The organism is Streptomyces sp. NPDC088706, assembly GCF_044752765.1.
Classification (GTDB): Bacteria; Actinomycetota; Actinomycetes; order Streptomycetales; family Streptomycetaceae; genus Streptomyces.
In genome coordinates, this window is record NZ_JBIVLW010000007.1 from 228,949 (window position 1) to 247,845 (window position 18,897).

At 73.5% G+C, this 18,897-nt stretch carries 18 protein-coding genes; 9 read left to right on the top strand and 9 right to left on the bottom strand.

Annotated elements, in window-relative coordinates:
• Positions 1 to 154: 154 nt before the first annotated feature.
• On the bottom strand, positions 155 to 517 hold the full coding sequence (locus ACIQAK_RS19350; RefSeq protein WP_366389058.1) for a DUF4180 domain-containing protein: 363 nt from the start codon (positions 515 to 517) through the stop codon (positions 155 to 157).
• Entirely contained in the window at positions 510 to 992 is a 483-nt protein-coding gene (locus tag ACIQAK_RS19355; protein WP_366389347.1) for a helix-turn-helix domain-containing protein, read from the bottom strand. The genes ACIQAK_RS19350 and ACIQAK_RS19355 overlap by 8 nt, the downstream gene beginning before the upstream one ends.
• Before the next feature lie 178 nt (positions 993 to 1,170).
• On the opposite strand from ACIQAK_RS19355, the gene ACIQAK_RS19360 reads away from it, so the two are divergent.
• The 4 genes from ACIQAK_RS19360 to ACIQAK_RS19375 all read left to right on the top strand — a co-directional run bounded on the left by ACIQAK_RS19360 (position 1,171) and on the right by ACIQAK_RS19375 (position 5,220).
• Positions 1,171 to 1,605: a hypothetical protein gene (locus tag ACIQAK_RS19360; RefSeq protein WP_366389057.1), complete on the top strand. Its 435-nt coding sequence runs from the start codon at positions 1,171 to 1,173 to the stop codon at positions 1,603 to 1,605.
• A 116-nt stretch (positions 1,606 to 1,721) separates the two neighbouring features.
• The gene (locus ACIQAK_RS19365; protein ID WP_366389056.1) at positions 1,722 to 2,951 is read left to right on the top strand and encodes a lycopene cyclase family protein; all 1,230 of its coding nucleotides are present in this window, start codon (positions 1,722 to 1,724) and stop codon (positions 2,949 to 2,951) included.
• Positions 2,948 to 3,664: a class I SAM-dependent methyltransferase gene (locus tag ACIQAK_RS19370; protein ID WP_366389055.1), complete on the top strand. Its 717-nt coding sequence runs from the start codon at positions 2,948 to 2,950 to the stop codon at positions 3,662 to 3,664. Before ACIQAK_RS19365 ends, ACIQAK_RS19370 begins: the two co-directional genes overlap by 4 nt.
• Positions 3,661 to 5,220 (top strand): NAD(P)/FAD-dependent oxidoreductase, encoded by a 1,560-nt coding sequence (locus ACIQAK_RS19375; RefSeq protein WP_366389054.1) that lies wholly within the window; start codon positions 3,661 to 3,663, stop codon positions 5,218 to 5,220. Before ACIQAK_RS19370 ends, ACIQAK_RS19375 begins: the two co-directional genes overlap by 4 nt.
• Before the next feature lie 21 nt (positions 5,221 to 5,241).
• Here ACIQAK_RS19375 and ACIQAK_RS19380 read toward each other — a convergent pair whose 3' ends face one another.
• The 5 genes from ACIQAK_RS19380 to ACIQAK_RS19400 form a co-directional block, all read right to left on the bottom strand.
• Positions 5,242 to 6,252 (bottom strand): DUF5914 domain-containing protein, encoded by a 1,011-nt coding sequence (locus tag ACIQAK_RS19380; RefSeq protein WP_366389053.1) that lies wholly within the window; start codon positions 6,250 to 6,252, stop codon positions 5,242 to 5,244.
• The gene (locus tag ACIQAK_RS19385) at positions 6,249 to 7,277 is read right to left on the bottom strand and encodes a phytoene/squalene synthase family protein (protein WP_366389052.1); all 1,029 of its coding nucleotides are present in this window, start codon (positions 7,275 to 7,277) and stop codon (positions 6,249 to 6,251) included. The genes ACIQAK_RS19380 and ACIQAK_RS19385 overlap by 4 nt, the downstream gene beginning before the upstream one ends.
• A complete protein-coding gene (locus tag ACIQAK_RS19390) occupies positions 7,274 to 8,791 on the bottom strand; it encodes a phytoene desaturase (RefSeq protein ID WP_366389051.1) in 1,518 nt (505 codons plus the stop codon). The genes ACIQAK_RS19385 and ACIQAK_RS19390 overlap by 4 nt, the downstream gene beginning before the upstream one ends.
• On the bottom strand, positions 8,788 to 10,044 hold the full coding sequence (locus tag ACIQAK_RS19395; RefSeq protein ID WP_366389050.1) for a polyprenyl synthetase family protein: 1,257 nt from the start codon (positions 10,042 to 10,044) through the stop codon (positions 8,788 to 8,790). Before ACIQAK_RS19395 ends, ACIQAK_RS19390 begins: the two co-directional genes overlap by 4 nt.
• 346 nt (positions 10,045 to 10,390) lie before the next feature.
• Positions 10,391 to 12,262 (bottom strand): HtaA domain-containing protein, encoded by a 1,872-nt coding sequence (locus ACIQAK_RS19400; RefSeq protein WP_366389049.1) that lies wholly within the window; start codon positions 12,260 to 12,262, stop codon positions 10,391 to 10,393.
• 189 nt (positions 12,263 to 12,451) lie between these two features.
• On the opposite strand from ACIQAK_RS19400, the gene ACIQAK_RS19405 reads away from it, so the two are divergent.
• The 5 genes from ACIQAK_RS19405 to ACIQAK_RS19425 all read left to right on the top strand — a co-directional run bounded on the left by ACIQAK_RS19405 (position 12,452) and on the right by ACIQAK_RS19425 (position 15,231).
• On the top strand, positions 12,452 to 12,631 hold the full coding sequence (locus ACIQAK_RS19405; protein WP_366389048.1) for a hypothetical protein: 180 nt from the start codon (positions 12,452 to 12,454) through the stop codon (positions 12,629 to 12,631).
• 226 nt (positions 12,632 to 12,857) lie between these two features.
• Entirely contained in the window at positions 12,858 to 13,589 is a 732-nt protein-coding gene (locus tag ACIQAK_RS19410) for a HemK2/MTQ2 family protein methyltransferase (RefSeq protein ID WP_366389047.1), read from the top strand.
• Positions 13,573 to 13,869 carry a CDGSH iron-sulfur domain-containing protein gene (locus ACIQAK_RS19415; protein WP_366389046.1) on the top strand — a complete coding sequence of 99 codons (297 nt, stop codon included), beginning with the start codon at positions 13,573 to 13,575 and terminating at the stop codon, positions 13,867 to 13,869. The genes ACIQAK_RS19410 and ACIQAK_RS19415 overlap by 17 nt, the downstream gene beginning before the upstream one ends.
• A complete protein-coding gene (locus ACIQAK_RS19420; protein WP_366389045.1) occupies positions 13,869 to 14,885 on the top strand; it encodes an iron-containing redox enzyme family protein in 1,017 nt (338 codons plus the stop codon). Before ACIQAK_RS19415 ends, ACIQAK_RS19420 begins: the two co-directional genes overlap by 1 nt.
• Positions 14,886 to 15,048: 163 nt before the next feature.
• Positions 15,049 to 15,231, top strand: a complete 183-nt coding sequence (locus ACIQAK_RS19425; protein WP_366389044.1) for a DUF6381 family protein — start codon at positions 15,049 to 15,051, stop codon at positions 15,229 to 15,231.
• Positions 15,232 to 15,325: 94 nt separating this feature from the next.
• On the opposite strand, the gene ACIQAK_RS19430 is transcribed toward ACIQAK_RS19425, so the two are convergent.
• Both ACIQAK_RS19430 and ACIQAK_RS19435 read right to left on the bottom strand, forming a co-directional pair.
• Positions 15,326 to 16,081 carry a transporter substrate-binding domain-containing protein gene (locus ACIQAK_RS19430; RefSeq protein ID WP_366389043.1) on the bottom strand — a complete coding sequence of 252 codons (756 nt, stop codon included), beginning with the start codon at positions 16,079 to 16,081 and terminating at the stop codon, positions 15,326 to 15,328.
• A 154-nt stretch (positions 16,082 to 16,235) separates the two neighbouring features.
• Entirely contained in the window at positions 16,236 to 18,641 is a 2,406-nt protein-coding gene (locus ACIQAK_RS19435; RefSeq protein ID WP_366389042.1) for a polysaccharide lyase 8 family protein, read from the bottom strand.
• Positions 18,642 to 18,897: the final 256 nt, after the last annotated feature.

The window sequence follows — 18,897 nt, forward strand, 5'->3', positions numbered from 1 at the left end:
CTGTTCAGGTCGTCGGGCTCGACGTCGGGGACGGGTGGGAAACCCGCCCTGTTGATAGTAAAGGGAGCGCAAATCGATCGGGAGTGGTGCGCATCACAGCGCGGGTCGTAGCCGGGGCGAGGGCCGGGAGATGACGACGAACCGGCCGGCGCTCCTAGGCGAGGCGGGCGGCCAAGGCGTCCAGATCCGTCACGAACCAGACGTCCCGGCCCCGGTTGGCCTCGCGGACCAGGTCGGGCAGGGCCGCGCTCGCCGACAGATGGTGCGCGATGTCCCCCACGACGACCAGCCGGAGCCGGTAGGCGGAGAACTTCTGGAGGATCGCGCCGGCGATCCCGGTGCTGAGGTCGAAGAACCGGTCGTCCAGCCGCTCCACCGGGACCGCTACCACCTCGGCGCCCTGGAACGCGGGCCCGATCAGATGGTCCAGAGCGTCCTGCGCGGAGGAGACCGGCGGGCCGTCGGGGGAGCAGGCCAGCACCGGTACGCCGTGGTGGTCCACCAGAAGGTCAGGCACGGTGCCCCTCCCGTCCGCCGTCGAGCATGCCGTTCTCCGGGCCGAGTGCCCCGTCGATCAGGTGGAGCAGCTCGGCCGTGACCGCGGCACCGCCGAGAACGACGATCTTCATCCGGGCCCGTTCCCTGTCGTGGACCGTCTGGACGCGCAGCGGGTCCGGCGTGCCCCGGGGGGACTGCGCGCTCGCGGTGACCAAGGTGGTCAGCCGGTGCGCTGCCTCGGGGCCGATCCCGTCGATCTGCACGATGCTCGACACCTCCAGGTGCCCCCGTCCGCCCTCGCCACCGGAAGGTGTGCCGGAGGCGGGGTGGGCGGTCAGCGCCTCGAAGTCCTCCCGGCTGATCCGGTACTGCTTTCCGATCCGGACCGCTTTGAGCCGCCCGTCGCGCACATAGTTCCGGACGGTCCGCACATGCAGACCCAGCCGTTCGGCCACCTCGCCGATCGAGTACAGCTCACGCTCTCCGCTCTCCATGGAGATGGACATTACCTCAAAATGCCATACTGAGGGAAGGATAGGGATTGATAGGGAGTGACGGGGGAAGGTCGGAACCTCTTGGGCCGGGTGGAGCTCGGAGGAGGTGTGCTGAGCCGCTGGCGAGGAAGGTGGGGAATGAACCGCCGCTCGGACGTCGTCGTCGACCAGGAGATCCATGAACACCGAAGCCCGGCCTCCCGATGCGCAGCACCAGCGCCCCGCAGGCGTCACCGACACCACCGTCGAGGCGCTCGGCGCCCTCTCGAAAGCGCTGGAGACCACGGAACGGGCGCGCGGCGCCCTCTACACGTTCCACCAGCTCACCGGCAGCGCCGACCTCACGCTCGACGACGCGGTGCGGCTGCTCCGTGAGGCCGGGCACGGTGCGCAGGCCGACCGGGTCGAGAAGGAGGTCCTCGGCCGCAACGTCATCCCCGGCCACTGGACCTTCCAGATCGTCGAGGAGTACAACTCCACCTACTACGACGTGTTCCGGACCGTCGAACAGGAGATCCGCGGCGAACTCGCCGCCGGCCGTGACCACCTGTACGAGGCCGAGATGAAGGAGGACCGGCGCACCCGTGGCCACCCCGACCACACCGCGAACTAGCGGGTCCCCGGGTGCGGACGGGCGCGTCACACGCATCCGTCCGGCCCCTGGTTGCGGAAGGATTCGTTACCGGTCCAGCCGGAAGCATCAGCACCCGTCCGATCGAGAGGTGAGCCGTGCCTGACCCCGACGTCGTCATCGTGGGCGCCGGAGCGGCCGGGCTGAGTCTGGCGTACCGCCTGTGCGCGCCGGACGGCGCCGTACCGCTGTCCGTCGTCCTTGTCGACGCTCCGCCGGGGCCCCTGAGGGCGCCGCCGCGCACCTGGTGTTTCTGGGAGCCGCCGGGCGGCGCCTACGACTCGGCTCTCGCCGCCTCCTGGCCGCGGTTGCGGGTGCGGGCGGCCGACGGCGCGGCCACGGTGATCCGCCCGGCTCCCTTCCGGTACAAGATGCTGCGGTCGGACGCCTTCGAAGCCCTGGTGGACCGCCGACTGGCCGCCGCACCGGGCTTCCGCCGGATCGAGGCGACGGTGACCGCCGTACGCGACGCACCGGGCGGCGGCGCCGAGGTCCTCGCCCAGGACGCACGGGGCGAACACGTCCTCGTACGCGGCCGCCACGTCTTCGACTCGCGTCCGCCCGGCCTTCTGCCGCCGGCCCGCACCACCCTGCTCCAGCACTTCCAGGGCTGGTTCGTCCGCACCGAGCGCCCGTCCTTCGACCCGGCCACCGCGGACCTGATGGACTTCCGTACGCCGCAGCCCGCGCGAGGACTCTCCTTCGGCTACGTCCTGCCGCTCGACCCGCACACCGCCCTGGTCGAGTACACCGAGTTCTCACCCGCCCCCCTGGACACCGAGGGCTATCTGCGCGCCCTGCGCCACTACACCCAGGAGATCCTGGAACTGGGGGAGTTCCAGGTCACCGCGGAGGAGCGCGGTGTCATCCCCATGACGGACGGCCGCTTCCCGCACCGCGGCGGGCGCTCGGTGTACCGCATCGGAACCGCCGGAGGCGCGACCCGCCCCTCCACCGGCTACACCTTCGCGGCCGTGCAGCGGCAGAGCCGGGCCGTCGCCGCCCGACTGCGCGCCGGCCGCGAGCTGCGGATGCCCGCGCCGCACGGGCCCTGGCCGCGCGCGATGGACGCGGTCATGCTGCGGGCGCTGGACAGCGGCCGGGTGGACGGCGCCGACTTCTTCACCCGCCTCTTCCGCGCCGTCCCCGGCGAGCGGCTGCTCCGCTTCCTGGACGGCAGCACCCGGATCCACGAAGACCTCCTGATCGGCCTGCGGACACCGGTCGTTCCCATGCTGCGGACCGTCGTCGAGCTGCCCTTCACCGGCAGACGCGAGCCGCCCCCGTACCCACCCCCACCGACCGGCCACGAAGAGAGCACCCCATGACCCTGTTGCGCGGCGACGCACTGTCCGCAGCGTTCGACCACGGCTCCGCCGCCTACGACCGCCTCGTCGCGGCCAGCCCCGGCTACCACGCCCATCTGCGCCGCTCCGCCCGTCGGCTGGGACTGCCGGACGGCGGAAGCGGGCTGCGCGTGCTCGACCTGGGGTGCGGTACGGGTGCCTCCACGGCCGCGCTCCTCGCCGCCGCCCCGTACGCCCGGATCACCGGCGTCGACGCCTCCGCGGGCATGCTGGAGCGGGCGATGGCGAAGAGCTGGCCGGAGAACGTCGACTTCGTGCGCGCCCCGGTGGAGGAGCTGGCCGGACGGCTGGAGACCGGCTCCTTCGACGCGGTGTTCGTCGGCTACCTCTTCCGCAACCTCGCCGACCCCGACAAGGCGCTCGACCTGGTACGCGGTCTGCTCGTCCCGGGCGGCCGCCTCGCCGTGCACGAGTACACACTCGGCGGATCAACCGTCCACCGCGCCGTGTGGAACGCGGTCTGCGCCGCGATCATCCAGCCCGCCGGACGACTCACCGGCGACGCCGAGCTCTACCGCCATCTCCGGCGCAGCGTCGTCGAGTTCGACACGGCCTCCGCGTTCGCCGGCCGTCTGCGGCAGGCCGGGTTCCGCGACGTACGCGTCCTCCCGCTGCCCGGCTGGCAGACCGGGATCACCCACACCTTCGTCGGCCACGCGGGGGAGGAGGCATGACGTTCCCGCACGCCCCGCGCAGGGGCCACCGGCGCGGCCGGGACCGGCAGGCGGCCGTGGTGCCGGCCCCCGACGGCCGGGCCCGCTGCACGGGACCGGCCCCCAGCGCGGCCGTCGTCGGCGGCGGCATCGCCGGGCTCGCGGCAGCCACCCTGCTGGCCGAGCGCGGCGTACGCGTCACCCTCCACGAGAGTGAACGCACCCTCGGCGGACGGCTTTCGGGCTGGCCCACCGAGCTCGCCGACGGCACCACCGCCACCATGAGCCGAGGCTTCCACGCCTTCTTCCGGCAGTACTACAACCTGCGCGGCCTGCTGCGCCGGGTCGACCCGGGCCTCGACTCGCTGACCCGGCTGCCCGACTACCCCCTGCGACACAGCTCCGGCCTCCACGACAGCTTCGCCCGGGTGCCGCGCACCCCTCCGCTCAGCGCCCTGGGGTTCGTCGCCCTCAGCCCCACCTTCGGCCTGCGCGACCTGGCCGGGATGAACCCGCGAGCCGCCCTGCCCCTGCTGGACGTACGGGTGCCCGAGGTCTACGACCGGCTCGACGGCGTCAGCGCCCACGACTTCCTCACCCGCATCCGCTTCCCCGAAGCCGCCCACCACCTGGCGTTCGAGGTGTTCTCGCGCAGCTTCTTCGCCGACCCGCGCGAACTGTCGGCGGCGGAACTGGTGCTGATGTTCCACATCTACTTCCTCGGCTCCAGCGAGGGCCTGCTCTTCGACGTCCCCGACGAGCCCTTCCCCACCGCCCTCTGGGACCCGCTGCACCGCTACCTGGAAGGTCACGGCGTCGACGTACGGACCCGGTCGCCGGTCCGCCGGGTGCGGCCCCTGCCGGACGGCGGGCTCGACCTCACCACCGACGACCGCACCACGCGGTACGACGCACTCGTCCTCGCCCTGGACAGCGCCGGTCTGCGCCGGATCGTCGGCGACTCCCTGGAGCTGGGCGACGCCGACTGGCGCGCCAGGATCGACCGGCTGCGCACCGCACCGCCGTTCCTGGTCTCCCGGCTGTGGCTCGACCGGCCGGTGGCGTACGACCGGCCGGGCTTCCTCGGCACCAGCGGCTACGGGCCCCTGGACAACGTGAGCGTGCTGGACCGCTGGGAGGGCGAGGCCGCCCGCTGGGCCCGGCGCACCAGGGGTTCGGTCGTCGAACTGCACGCGTACGCCGTCGCACCGGACGCCGACCGGACCGCCGTGCAGGCCGAGGCGCTGCGGCAACTGCACCGGATCTACCCGGAGACGCGCAGCGCCCGCATCGTCGACGAGCGCCACGAATGGCGGGCGGACTGCCCGATGTTCCCCGTGGGCGGCTACCGGCACCGGCCGGGCGTGCGCAGCCCCGACCCCGCCGTCACGGTGGCCGGTGACATGGTCCGTACCGGACTGCCGGTGGCGCTGATGGAACGCGCGGCCACCAGCGGCTTCCTCGCCGCGAACGCCCTGCTGGAGCGGTGGGGCGTACGCGGGCAGACACTCTGGACCGTCCCGCGCGCGGGACGGTCGGCGGCCCTGCGCCGACTCGCGGCGCTTGGGGCCGACTGAGGGACGGGGGCGTCGCGGGACTCAGCCCGGGAAACGCCCGCTGTCGCGCAGCTCCCAGCGCCGCTCCGCGTACGCCAGGTCGTCCCGCCACAACCGGCCGGCCGAGGCGCGCATCAGCGGGCGCAGCAGCGGTGCGGCGGCCCGGGCCACGGCGAATCCCCGGCGGCCCGACGCCGCGACCAGCGCCTCCGTCACGGCGGTGCGGGGCCGCCCCCGCTCGTCCGGAGCCAGGGGAGTGGCGTGCGTCTCCACCACGGACCCCGACCCCTCGCCCTCGACGATGTGCATCACGACCGTACGGGGCTCGGGCGCCGTGAACCGCGCCCGCACCGGGACCACCAGCCGCCCGGCCACTTTGAAGGACACGTCGACCAGGAACCCGTCCTCGTCCGCCGTGGCGTCGGCCGGCGTTCCGGTCACCGTCAGGTCCACGAAGGAGTACGGGTGGAACCACGCCCCGTGCCACGGGTCCAGGCGGTTGGCCACCACGTCCTCGGGCTCGCAGCGGCCGACGCCCGAGTACACCGCCTCCACGGCATCCCGGACCCGGGGCCGGACCGGGACGTACGGCCGCTCCGAAGGGGTCTCGCCGCCCATCCGGTCGAGCCGCACCCACAGCAGGACCCCGTCGTCGAAGGCCGGGTAGGGCTCCCACCCGGCGAACGGCCCGCCGTCCAGGGCCAGCCCGTGCCAGTGGCAGACCAGCGTGCCGCAGCGGACGGGGCTGTCGCGCAGCGGCGCCCCCAGGTGCGGGCACGCCCCCGGGCCGGTGCGGAGCTTCCCCTCGCCGTCCCGCCACGCGACCACCTCGGTGGAGCCGACCGTGACGCCGAGGGTCCGCCCGGGAGGCAGGACGCGCGAGGCGCCGATGACGTACCAGTTGCCGGACGGCCGGCTCTGCGCCCGCTTGAGGGCCTGCGCGATCAGCGACGGTTTCGCGTCCCGCCACGTCGGTTCCTGCCGCTCCCACGGGACCGGCGTCCGGCGCAGCCGCAGCGGAACGCGTCGGGGGCCTCCAGCCGCCGGGCTCATACCGCCTCCTCCCGCACGGCGCGCGCCCCGCCGACCACCCGTGGCCGGGACGGGCCCGGGGCGCGGACCGCCTCGGCCGCCCCCTCCGCGCGCCGGCTCACCGCGCGTACGGCGACCGCCCGTACCAGCCCGTCCAGCGCCACGGCTGCCCGGCGCCGGCGCGGCACGACCGCCCGGCGGTGCAGGACGGCGTACCCGTCGGCCTCGATCGCGTCGAGAATGCCGCTGTACAGCACGAACGCCGTACGGACGCAGGGCCGCGACACCGGGGCGAGCATGGCGATCCCCGGCAGGGCGTCCCGGTAGACGGCCCGGTTGTGGGACGCGGCGGCCCGCAGGACATCGGTGATCCGCGCGTCCCGCGCCCCCGTCCTGCGGCTCCACTCGAAACGCTCCCGGTCCACCCCGTACGCGGCCAGCAGCTCGGACGGCAGGTAGAGCCGGCCCCGGTCCAGGTCCTCGCCCACGTCCCGCAGGAAGTTGGTCAGCTGGAAGGCGACGCCGAGCGCGGCCGCGTGCGGAGCGGCCTCCTCGCGCGGCCCCACCGTCCCGAGCACCGGCAGCATCTGCAGACCGATCACCGCGGCCGAGCCGTGCATGTACCGGCCGAGCTCCTCGTACGAGGCGTATCCGCCGACCGTCAGATCGCTGCGCATGGAGGCCAGGAAATCCGTGAAGTGCCGGTGGGCGATGCCGTACCGGCCCGCCGTGTCCGCGAGCGCGCGGATCACCGGCTCGGTGGCCCGGCCCCGCCGCAGCCCCTCTTCCAGCTGGGCCTCCAGGGCGAGCAGGGCGCCGGCGCGCTCCGGGGGGGTGGCCGTGCTGTCGAGGTCGTCCACGATGTCGTCGGCCCAGCGGGCGAATCCGTACAGGGCGTGGACGGCCGGGCGCCGGTCGACGGGAAGCAGCCGCGTCGCCAGGAAGTACGTCTTCCCATGGCGCGCGTTGAGGCCGCGGCAGCGCGTGTACGCGGTGCGGAGGGCGGGTTCGTGGATACCTGCGGCGTCCAGTTCACGGGCGGTCATGCGGAGGTACCTCTCGGGGCGGGGTGCGGAACGGGGCGGAGGCCGGTGATCCGCTGAGCCGCCAGCTTCCCGGAGATCAGGACGGTCGGCACGCCGACGCCGGGCGTGGTGCCGCACCCCGCGAGGACGGCGTTGACCGTGCCACGCACCAGGTTGCGCGGGCGGAACGGACCGGTCTGGGGGAATGTGTGGGCCACGGAGAACGGGGTGCCCGCCGCATGCCCCTGCGCGGTCCAGTCGACCGGCGTGACGAGCCCCTCCTCCTCGATCGCCGCGCCCAGACCGGGCATCTCACGGCGCTCCAGCTCTGCCAGCAGCTCGTCCCGGTAGCGGGGCCCCAGCTCCCGCCACTCCCGTACACCCGGCCCGACCTCGGTGTTGGGGCAGGGCGCGAGCACGTAGTGGAGGTGCTTGCCCGGCGGGGCGAGGGAGGGGTCGGTCGCGGTGGGCCGGGTGATCAGGAGCGAGGGGTCCGACATCAGTCGCCCGGTGCGGGTGAGTTCGTGGAAGGTGCTCTTCCAGGCCGCGCCGAACGAGATGGTGTGGTGGGCCAGATCCGGCCAGGTGCGGTCCGTTCCCGCGTGCAGGATCACCGCGGACGGGGAGTGGCGCAGCGGGCGGGACCGGTGGGGGGCGCGGCCGAGCAGCCGGTAGGCGACGGGGAGATCCGGGGTCAGGACCACCGCGTCGCAGGGGATGCGCTCCTGGTCGGTGACGACGGCGGTGACCCGTTCACCCGAACGCTCCAGCCGGGTCACGGTCCGGCCGTAACGGAAGGCGGCGCCCGCCTCGGCGGCCGAGTCCGCCATCGCCCGGGGCAGCGCGTGCATCCCGCCCTTGGGGAAGTACACCCCGGCCACCGTGTCCATGTAGGCGATGACGGCGTACGCGGCGAGCGCCCGGGCCGGCGGGACGCCCGCGTACAGGGCCTGGAACGAGAAGACCCGGCGCAGCCGTTCGTCCGAGACGAAGTGCCCGATCCGCGCGTCGAGCCGGCCGAACCCTCCGAGGGCGGCCAGCCGCGCGAGATCGGGGTGGGCGAGCTGGAAGGGGGAGTCGAAGTTGGCGTCGATGAAACGGCGCATCTGCACCCGGTACAGGCGCTCCAGCCAGATCCGCAGCCGCCGGTAGCCCACCGCCTGCCGGGCCCCCGCGAACTGCTCGACGGCGGCCTCCATCGCGGCCCCGTCGGTGTGCACGTCGAGCTGGGTCCCGTCAGCGAACCGTGCCCGGTAGGCGGGGTCCAGCCCGATCAGCTCCAGCCGGTCGGCCATCTCGTCCCCGACCGCGGCGAACGCCTCCTCCACCAGGTCCGGCATGGTCAGCACGGTCGGGCCGGTGTCGATGCGGTACCCGCCCGATTCCAGCAGCCCGGCCCGTCCCCCGGGCACTGACTCCCGCTCGACCACGGTGACCCGGCGGCCCGCGCCGAGGAGGTGGAGCGTGGCGGCCAGCCCCGCCAGACCGGCGCCGACCACGACCACATGGTCGACGGGCCCCTTGACCGTGATCACCTGGTGACTCCTCCTTCTGCCGCGGTCAGGACCCGGGATTGCGCCGTCCCTTCGTCACGCCCGTGTGTGCCGTCGTCCGCCGCCGGGGCGTGGCCGGACTCGACCCCGGAGACCGTGCGCAGCAGCCCGAGCAGCTGACGGCCGCCGTGCCCGTCCACGTCGACGGCCGCGCGCAGCCGGCGTACGGCCTGGTCGCTCAGGCGCTCCGCCTTCCGCTCCACATGGGCGCGCGCCCCCGTCGCCTCGAAGACACCGCGTACGTCCGCGAGGTCCTCCTCGGTGAGGTCGGCGTTCCCCGTGGCGCGGGTGAGGAGGGCCAGCGCCCCTTCGTCTCCCGCGGCCTCGGCCCGCGTACGGGCGACGGCGAGGAGATAGGTCGGCTTGCCCTCCCGGATGTCGTCGCCGGAGGGCTTCCCCGTCCGCGCCGGGTCGCCGAAGACGCCGAGCAGGTCGTCCCGGAGCTGGAAGGCGATGCCCGCGCACCGGCCGGCCGAGCGCAGTGCGGCCGTGGTGCGTTCGTCGGCGTCGGCCAGGGCGGCCCCGATCGCCAGGGGGCGCTCGACGGAGTACAGGGCGCTCTTGAGGCAGGCGGTCCGTATCGCCCGCGCCGCCGACGAGCCCCCGGTGGCCTGGCCGTGGAGGTCCAGGTACTGGCCGGCGACCATCTCGGTCCGCATGGAGCGCCAGATGGTCCGGATCCGCCTGCGTACCGGGGCCGGCAGCGCCGTCTCCGCGACGGTGTCGTCGGCCCAGACCAGGGCGAGGTCCCCGGCCAGCACGCCGGCGGAGGTACCGAACGCCGAACCCCGCTCCGAGTCCGGCGAGAGGCCCGCCCGGCCGGCGAGGGCGATGTGGACGGCGGGCTTACCCCGGCGCAGCCGAGAGCGGTCCATCACGTCGTCGTGGACCAGCGCGCAGGTCTGGATGAGCTCCAGCGCCACCCCCAGCCGCAGCGCGGCGACGGTGGACCCGGCGTCCGCCGCACCGCAGGCGCGCATCCCCCACCACAGAAGGCGGGGGCGCATGCGCTTGCCCCCGTCCAGCGTGAAGTCGGCGACCCGCCCGGCCAGGTCGCCGGAGAAGGAGGCGTCGATCTCCGACGCCTGGGCGACCCGTTCCGCGAGCACGGCCCGCGCGGTACGCAGGACGGCGCCGACCACGTCCGCGTCGACGGCACCGGCCCCCGACGGACCGGGCCCCGTCGGGAGCACGCAGGCGGCGAAGGAGTGTTCCACGGCCTCGGTACGGGCCATCTCACGTCCTTCCGGTCAGGGGGGCGGCGAACCATTCGTCACCCCTTCCGGACTCGTACCCCGTTCGGATGCGATGCGACAGGACTGATCGGGCGAGGTTGGCGGCGCGGGGAAGGAGCGGTGGTCAGAGACGATCACGACAGCGGCACGCTCCCGGCGGCGAAACACCCGCAGAGACAGGCCGGGGAGCGCCACCCCGCCCGTTCGGCCTACGCGGGCGGGGGAGCGCGCCACCGGCCTTCGTACGGGAGCGGCGGCGCGGGGCGGCGAACGGCCGGACGGCCGGTCACCGCGGGCGAGTTGCCCGCGGTGACCGGCCGTCGGGGGGTGTACGGGCCGATACGGGTCAGCGTACGTCGACGTGGTCGCCGGAGCTGGTGGTGCCCAGGCGGGCGGAGGTGGCCTTGAATTCGGCCTTCCAGGTGCCGTCCTTCTTGGCGGTGAAGCCCTTGGTGAACAGACCCTTGCCGTTGGTGCGCACGGTGGCGAGCTTGCTCCACTTGCCGGCGCCGTTGGCCTTGAACAGGATGGTCACCGTCTGGCCGGAGGTGCTCTTCCAGGTGTCGTCCAGGCTGCGCAGGGTGCCCTTGGCCGTGATGGTGCGGCCCTTGCGGACCGGCTCCGGGGAGGCGTTGAAGCCGGAGATGGAGGTGCGCAGCTTGACGTCCACCTGGTCCGATGAGCTGACGGCCGCGGCGCGGTCGGCGGTCCCCGCGTAACGGGCGCGCCAGGTGCCGTCCTTGGTGGCGGTGACCGAGGTGGCGACGGCGCCCTTGCTGTCGGTGGTGACCGTGGCGGCCTTGCCCCAGGAGTTGCCGCCCTTCGCCTGGAACTCGATCACGACGGACGCCTTGGGCAGCGGGCGCCAGGTGTTGTCCGTGGCGCCGGCGGTCTGGAGCGTGCCGGCCACCTTCAGCTTGCTGCCCTTGGCGACCGGCTCGGGTGAGGCATTGAAGGCGGTGATCCGGGCCGGCACGGCGGACACGGTGAGCGTGGCGGACGAGGTGGCCGTCTCACCGGACACGTTGACGAACACGGCGCGGTAGCGGTGGCCGTCGAGTGCGGCTGTGGCCGTCACCGACAGGGTGGCGGCGGTGGCGCCCGGGACGGTGCTCCAGGTCGCGCCCCGGTCGGTGCTGCGCTCCCAGCGGACCGAGTCGGCGCCGGTCGCGGCGGCCGTGAAGACGGCGGGGGCGCCCGAGCGGACGGTGCGCGAAGCGGGCTGCTGCGTCACGACGGCGGCGGGGACGGCGATGCCGAACGTGAGCGGCTGGGCGACGTCCTGGGCGCGCGAGGGCATCCAGGTGGGGTCGCTGCCGTCGTGCGAGTTGAAGGTGGTGAGGAAGCAGGCGGTGGTACGGCAGTCGACGGCGGGGGCGCCGTTGGGGGTGAACGTCTCGGTGAGCTTCGCCTTCAGGGTGAAGCTGCCGTCGCTGCCGACCTGGCGGACCCAGGCCGCGTTGCCGTAGACGCTCGGGTACGTGGTGCCGGGCAGGGCGATGGACTGCGTCAGGTACACCCCGCGTCCGGGTTGGTAGCCCGTGCCGACGACGGTGACCTCGGTCTCGGCGCCCAGCCCGGTGACCTGGCTGACCGTGAGGGTGGGGACGCTGACGCGGCCGCTGACCGAGAGGGGGTCCAGTACCGTGCCGACCGGGTACATGGGCCGGCCCTGGAAGGCGAAGATCTCCGCACCCTGGCTGGTGAGGGCGGTCGTTATGCCGGACCAGTCGAGGGAGCTCCCGTCCAGGGCGCCGGCGGACGCCTCCAGCGAGGCGAGCGGCACACCGGTCGTGGTGACCGGGTCCTGGTCGGCGACCAGATCGGTCGTCACGTCCATGTGCAGCGTGCCCTGGCCGTTCTTCAGGACGACCCGGGGGTTGGCGAGGGTGATGGCGGTGATGTTGTGGCCGGGCACCGCGTAGGTGACCGAACCGCCGAAGCGCACATCGGCGGAGCGCTTGGCGCCGTCCACCGAACCGTGCTTGACGGGGTAGCCGATCAGCCCGGCGGCACCCTTGGTCGCGCCGCCGCCCACGTCCACCGAGCCGCCCGCGCCCGTGACGTAGCGGACCCAGGACTCCTCGAAGCCCCAGGAGGACCCGCCGGCCGCCAGAATCGGGGCGGCGGCCGACGCGGCCCCGGACTGCTGGGCCCGCGCGGCGACCAGGGCGCTGGGGGCGGCGGAGGCGGGAGCGGTCAGGACACCGGTGCCCACGTTTGTCCGCGAACACCCAACGGTTCCCCGCCAGCGCGTCGTCGCGGCCCCGGCAGAGCGCGCGGGATGGCGAACGGGTCACTGATTCACCGCATTCACGCCCCCGGAGCGTCATCCGGCTGTCTAACTCCGCGATTCACGGGCACACGCCCCTCACTTCACTCACACACTCGGAAGGGAACCACCCCCATGCTCGGTATAGCCGCGGCAGTGCTGTTCTTCATCGCCTTCCTGATCAACGCAGCGGACATCTCGACGAACGACGTCTTCGCTTCGACGAACATCATGCTCATCGGCCTGACGCTGCTCGCCCTGCACGTGGCCGGCGTCGGTTCCGGCCTGCGCGGCGGTGCCTCGCGCCGGCGCTGACGCACGTGACACGCCTGACAGGGCGGGGCCCCGTACACCGGTGTACGGGGCCCCGCCCTGTCAGGCGTGTCACGTCGGCGGCCCGCCGGCCGCCGACAGAATTTCGCAGGCTTGAAAAGATCACGCAGGGGCACTCGCTGGAACGGCCGGGCCGGAGAAACCGGTCACGCTGTGCGAACTCACGATTGGCGCCCCCGACCGAACGAGCGGAGCCTTGATGGGTGGCATGACCCACGATCCACGCGTCCGACGCGTGCAGGAGGTACCCGTGACCGCTGCCGTTCCCACGCTGACCACCAGCCAGAGGCTGGGTGTGCGCACCCTGCCCGGTGTCTACGCCCCCCAGCACGACACGCACCTGCTGCTGAGGGCGCTGGCCCGCGAGACCGTCCGCCCCGGTTCCGACGTGATCGACCTCGGCACCGGCAGCGGCCTCCTCGCGGTGGCCGCCGCCCGCCGGGGGGCGAACGTGACCGCCGTGGACGTCGGCCGCCGGGCGGTGCTCACCGCCCGCCTGAACGCGCTGCTCGCCCGGCAGCGGGTGGCCGTCCACCGCGGTGACCTGGCGGACCCGGTACCGGGACGGACGTACGACCTGGTCCTCAGCAACCCGCCCTACGTCCCCTCGCCGCTCGGCCCGCCGCCCCGCCGTGGCAGCGCCCGCGCCTGGGACGCGGGGCACGACGGGCGGGCGGTGGTGGACCGCATCTGCGACGCGGCCCCGTACCTCCTGCGCAGCGGAGGCGTCCTGCTCATGGTCCACTCCGACCTCACCGGCACGGAGGCGACCCTGCGGCGCCTTGCCGACGGCGGGCTGCGGGCCGCGGTGAGCGACACGGCGAGCGTGCCGTTCGGCCCCGTCCTGCTCTCGCGGCTCTCCTGGCTGCGGGGCCGGGGCCTGCTGGACCAGCACACCGACGAGGAGAAGCTGGTGGTCATCCGTGCCGAGCAACCCTGACCGACCCGGCCGCCCCGCGCGCGTCACGCTCGGCGCCGACGGACCCCTCCTGGTGGAGGGGCCCGTCGAGGTGGTCGGCGACGACGGCACCCTGTACACCTCGCGCCGCTTCGCCGCCGCGATCTGCACCTGCCGCAAGACCCGTACCTACCCGTGGTGCGACACCAGCCACCGCCGCCGTGTGAAGCCGGAGACGCAGGCCGATCCCGAGCGCGCGACCGGCGACGGAACCGCGAGGACCCACCAGACCGATGGAGCCCAGACCGATGGAGCCGCCTGATGTCCGCCGTACTCTCCTACCGTGAGCCCAGGCGCCGTAGCCCCCCGCTGCCCGATCCGCGCGGACCGCTGTCGGCCGGGGTCATCGCCGCCCTGCGTACCGGCGGGAACCACCGGGCCCCCGCGGTCGGCGACGCGGATTCCTTCGGTGAGGACCTCCAGCTCGCCCTCTACGTCCTGTACGAAATGCACTACCAGGGCTTCGCGGACGTGGACGAGGAACGCGAATGGGACCCCGGCCTGCTCGGACTGCGCCGCTCCCTGGAGGAACCCTTCCTCGCCGCCCTCCGCGCGGGTGCGCGTACGGACGGGAACCTGGAGTCGGCCCTGGCCGGCCTGCTCGTCGAGCCGGTCGGTGACGACGGCCACAGCGTCAGCCACTTCCTGCGGGACGACGGTGAGCTCTGGCACCTGCGCGAGTACGCCGCCCTGCGCTCGCTCTACCACCTGAAGGAAGCCGACCCGCACGCCTGGGTGCTTCCCCGGCTGTACGGCCGGGCCAAGGCCGCGATGGTGGCGGTGGAGTTCGACGAGTTCGGCGCCGGACGGGAGGCGGACATCCATGCCCGTCTGTACGCCGACCTGCTGGCGGACCTGTCCCTTGAGACGGCCTACGGGCACTACCTCGACGCCGCGCCCGCCGACGTACTGGCCACCGTCAACCTGATGTCCCTGTTCGGGCTGCACCGGTCCCTCCGGGGCGCTCTCATCGGCCACTTCGCCGCCGTCGAGATCACTTCGTCACCCGGTTCGCGCCGGCTCGCCGGGGCACTGAAGCGTGTCGGCGCGGGGCCGGCCGCCCAGCGGTTCTACGACGAGCACGTGGAGGCCGACGCGGTGCACGAGCAGGTGGTACGCCGGGACGTCATCGGCGGCCTGCTCGCCGACGAGCCGCACCTGGAGGCCGACATCGCCTTTGGCATCGAGGCCACCGGGCTGCTGGAGGACCGCCTCGCGGCCCGCCTCCTCGCCGCCTGGCGGAGCGACTCCACAGCGCTGCGCGGTCCGCTGGACTGAGCGGCGCATGCGGGGGCCCGCCGTCCGGTGGGCCCCCGAACGGCGGGTTTCACCGTACGTGACCGTACGAGATGCGATCCGGCCGGTCTCCGGTGACGCTGAGGCTCCGGTCGCGCACGCACCCCCTGTTGCCGACGGAGGAACCACGACGGAGGAGATCCCCATGGACCTGCCCGACACCCCGCCGGAACGAACCCGTCGCACCCGTGAACGCGCCGAGGAGCTCGGCCGCGCCGCCGACCGGGCGACCGACCCCGAGCACCGGCAGCGCCTGCGGGAGAAGGCCCGTCGTCTGCTCGGCGAGGAGCTGGAGGGGCACGAGGGGAACGGGACGGCGGGCAGCTGAGCGGCTCAGGCCGGTCGGGGAGCCGGTCGGACCGGGAGCCGGTGAGCCGGTCGGCCCAGGTCGGACCGGGAGCCGGTGAGCCGGTCGGCCCAGGTCAGACCGGGAGCTGCGCGGCCGGTGCCACGCGGGCGCCCTCGATGCCGTGGCGCTCCAGCGCTTCGGCGACGAAACCACTTCCCTTCATCTCCTCCACGAAGGACGCCAGCACCTCCTGTGCGGCGGTACCGCGGCCGTCCGGGATGCCCATGGCCTGCTGGATCACCATGAAGCGTCCCGGCAGCACCCGTACGCCGGGAGCGCGCCGGGCCTCGGCCTCCAGCAACTGGCGGATCCCGGCGGCCACTTCCACCTCTCCCGCCCGCGCGGCCGCGAGCGCCGCTGCGGCACCCCGCAGCCGTACGATCCGGGCGTGGTCGATCGCGCGCGTGAGGAAGAGGTCGTCGGCGCTGCCCGAACCGACCGAGATGCGCGTCCCCTCACGGCCCACCTGGCCGTTCTCGGTCAGCGCGGACGACTCGGGTACGAGGTAACTGCCCTCGATCAGCACATAGGGAGCGGTGAACAGCAATCCCTCGTCCCGCGCGGGGTCCACCGCGAAGAACCCGATGTCCGCCTGCTCGGCCTTCACCGCTTCCACCGAGGCCGCCGCCCTCTCGAACACCACGAGTTCGACGGGCACCCCGAGCCGCCGGCCGAACGCGTATGCGAGATCGACCGACACCCCGACGAGGTCGCCGCTCGCCGGGTCCCGGCCGGCCAGGATCGGATTGCCGAGATTGATCGACGCGCGCAGCGTGCCGCTGGGCGCGAACGCGGGAACGAGGGCCGGAGCTATCTGCTGCTGGGTCATGCCGGCGAGTCTACGAGCCCGGCGCCCGGCGATCCGCGGCGAGACCTCCTCGCCCCACCGCGGCCGGTAGCCCGCCACCTCCAGGGGGTCGGTGTGTCATGGCCGCGTCCCTCGTTCCGTCGTGCCCGGCCGCCGGTGTCCCCGCCCCCGCCGGTCAGGCCAGACGCACCCGCACGGTCTGCGTCGCCCCGCGCGTACCGGAGAGGTCCCCGAACACCAGGCGCAGGGACGCTCCGGTGGTCGCCGTCGTCACGGTTAACGGCTTCGAGACGACGGAGGAGACGGCCCTGTCCCAGGTGACGGTCAGGCCGGTCCGCGCCCGCTTGGGGGCGCCGACACAGACGGTGGCGGTGCCGTCCGCGTGCTCGGTGACCATCACGGAGCAGGGGGCGTCCGCGTCGAGCGGTCCCACGCTCCCGGCGAACCAGAAGTTGACAGCGGTGAGCCCGAGCGAGGGGACCGAAACCCCCTGCTGGTCATCGGTGTTGGCGAGCACGCGCAACCAGCCGGGGTCGGAGGCCCGGGCGGCGGTCCGCTGCTCCGAGGCCCCGGGCAGCAGCTGGTAGGCGTAACCGCCGCCGGCCGGGTTCCGGCCGTGGTCGACCCAGAGGGTGAGGTAGGTGCGCGACACCGTGTCCGGGGAGCCTGCGGTGTTGATGTCGCGCCACCGCCCGGACCGGTTCTCGCGCAGCGCCTTGACGGTCGCCCCGCCGGGGAAGACGTATCCGCCGTGCCCGCCGAGATGGGCCCAGGACGCGCCCGTCAGGGTCGCCGACCACGGGCGGGTGACGGGCTTCGCCGAGCCGTCGACGGTGAACGGGGCGTTCCCCACCGGCCCCAGGTTGCGGTTGTCGACGGTGGTCTCCACGGCCGCCCCGTCCTGGCAGCGGATACCCGCGCCGAGACAGACCACCGTGTCGTCGAGGAAGAACCACGACTTCTTCGCCAGCAGCGTGCCGCCGAGCCCCTTGAGGTACTGCCCGACGGCGGCCCGCTTCTTGTCGGTGACCCCGCCGACCCAGTTCACATCGGGGAGCGCCGCGCCCCAGTCGCCGCCCGCCCCGTCGGCCAGCGGCTTGCGCGAGGCCGTGGTGCCGGGCAGCCGGTACGGGTCGACGGTCGGCCAGAAGGCGTCGCTGTACTGGCCGTTGGCGAAGGTGTCGCCCCACCAGTAGAGCATCCCCGAACCGGTGTGCCAGCCGCGCAGATTCTCGCCGTTCCCGGTCTCGTAGTAGGTGATCCGCCGGTCGGCCATGCTCAGGGCGGCGGCCCAGCCGGGGCGGCGGTGGGTGGCCCGGGCCATGTCGGGGAAGAGGCGGTGCCCCTCCGGCTCGGGGACCGGGGCGAGCGAGGTGTCGTCCAGGACGGACTTGAGGCGGGCCAGGGCGGGGAGCTGGAGCGAGGGGTTGCCCAACGGCGGGCTGTAGTGGTCGCGCTGGGCCCAGCCCTTGACGAGCGCACGCCACCGGGCGTTCTCGGCGGCGGAGGCGCCCCGGCCGAGCAGCGCGATGGAGGCGAGGATCGGGTGGCCGCGCCGGTGGTCGTCGACCTCGCCGCGGCTGATGGCGCGGCCCGCGACGGAGTCCATGACGAGCCCGTTGTAGAGGAACGGCGCCCAGGCGTTCTCCACGGCGTCGAACACCACCTGCCGCTTCGGGTCGGTCACCTCCCACGCCGTCCCCTTGAGCAGCGCGAACAGCAGCCCGAGCCCGCCGAGCATCACCGATCCGTAACTGCCGGTGTAGGGCACGGTGGTGTGCTGGATGAACGAGCCGTCGGCGTAGAGGCCGTCGCTTTTGGTGACCAACGGGAAGACGGGGGAGAGGGCGTCCCGGGCCAGGGCGATCTTGGCCGCTGTCCCTCCGACGACCCCGCGCAGGGCCAGCACCCGGCACAGGTCGACCCGGTTGGCCCCGGTGCTCGTGCCGGTGTACGAGGCGACGGCGGAGTCCGGTACGAAGTGGTCGACAGCGGCGCAGTAGCGCCCCAGCCGCTCCGGGGTCAGGACGTCGTACATCAGCACACACACGTCCAGCAGCGCCTGGGGCGCGCCGATCTGCCAGCTGTACCAGTTCCCGTACCGCGTCTTCCCGGCCTGGTAGACCCGGCTGTCGAGGTGGTCCAGACCGGCGACCACGGCGTCGCGCAGAGCGGCGTTCCCGGTCAGCCCGGTGCCCTGCTGCCGGTAGGCCTGGGCCATCGTGTTCAGGCGGATGAAACTGTCCGCCATCTTCGCCGAGAAACCGTACGACTCCGGGTCGGTGTCGGGATCGGGGTCCGCGAACACGGCGTCCGGCCACAGCGACCCGTCCGCCGGAGCCATGGTGTCCAGCCACCCACGGGCCTGGCTGCCCAGCGTGGCCAGCCGGCTCCAGAAGGGCTCGGCGGTCGGACTGAACCCCTCGCCGAGGATCAGGGCGCTCCAGGTGGCGCGCAGCGCGGCGTACGGATCGTCCTCGGCCGCGGCGCGGGGTGCGGCCGGCGCGAGAACGCTGCCGCCCGCGGCGGCGAGTACGGCGGAGGTGGTGAGGAACGTGCGGCGGGACCAGGCAGATGTCATGGGTGAGCTCCGAGTCGCGTGTTCTCGTTTCCGGCGGAACCGGTGCGCCGAGCGTTGACCGGATCCCTGGATCCGACTGTTCTGAGCGGGCAGGCACTTTCTAACAGTCGCCCGGCGACCCGCTCAATAACTGTGGCCGAATTGATCGTGTTGATCGGTTCGGGGGAGGTGTATGTCGCTGATCCGGGCGAACCGGCCTGACTCCCCGCGCCTCTGGATGGCCGAGGCGAAGCCGCCAGTGGGATCGTTTCGAGCG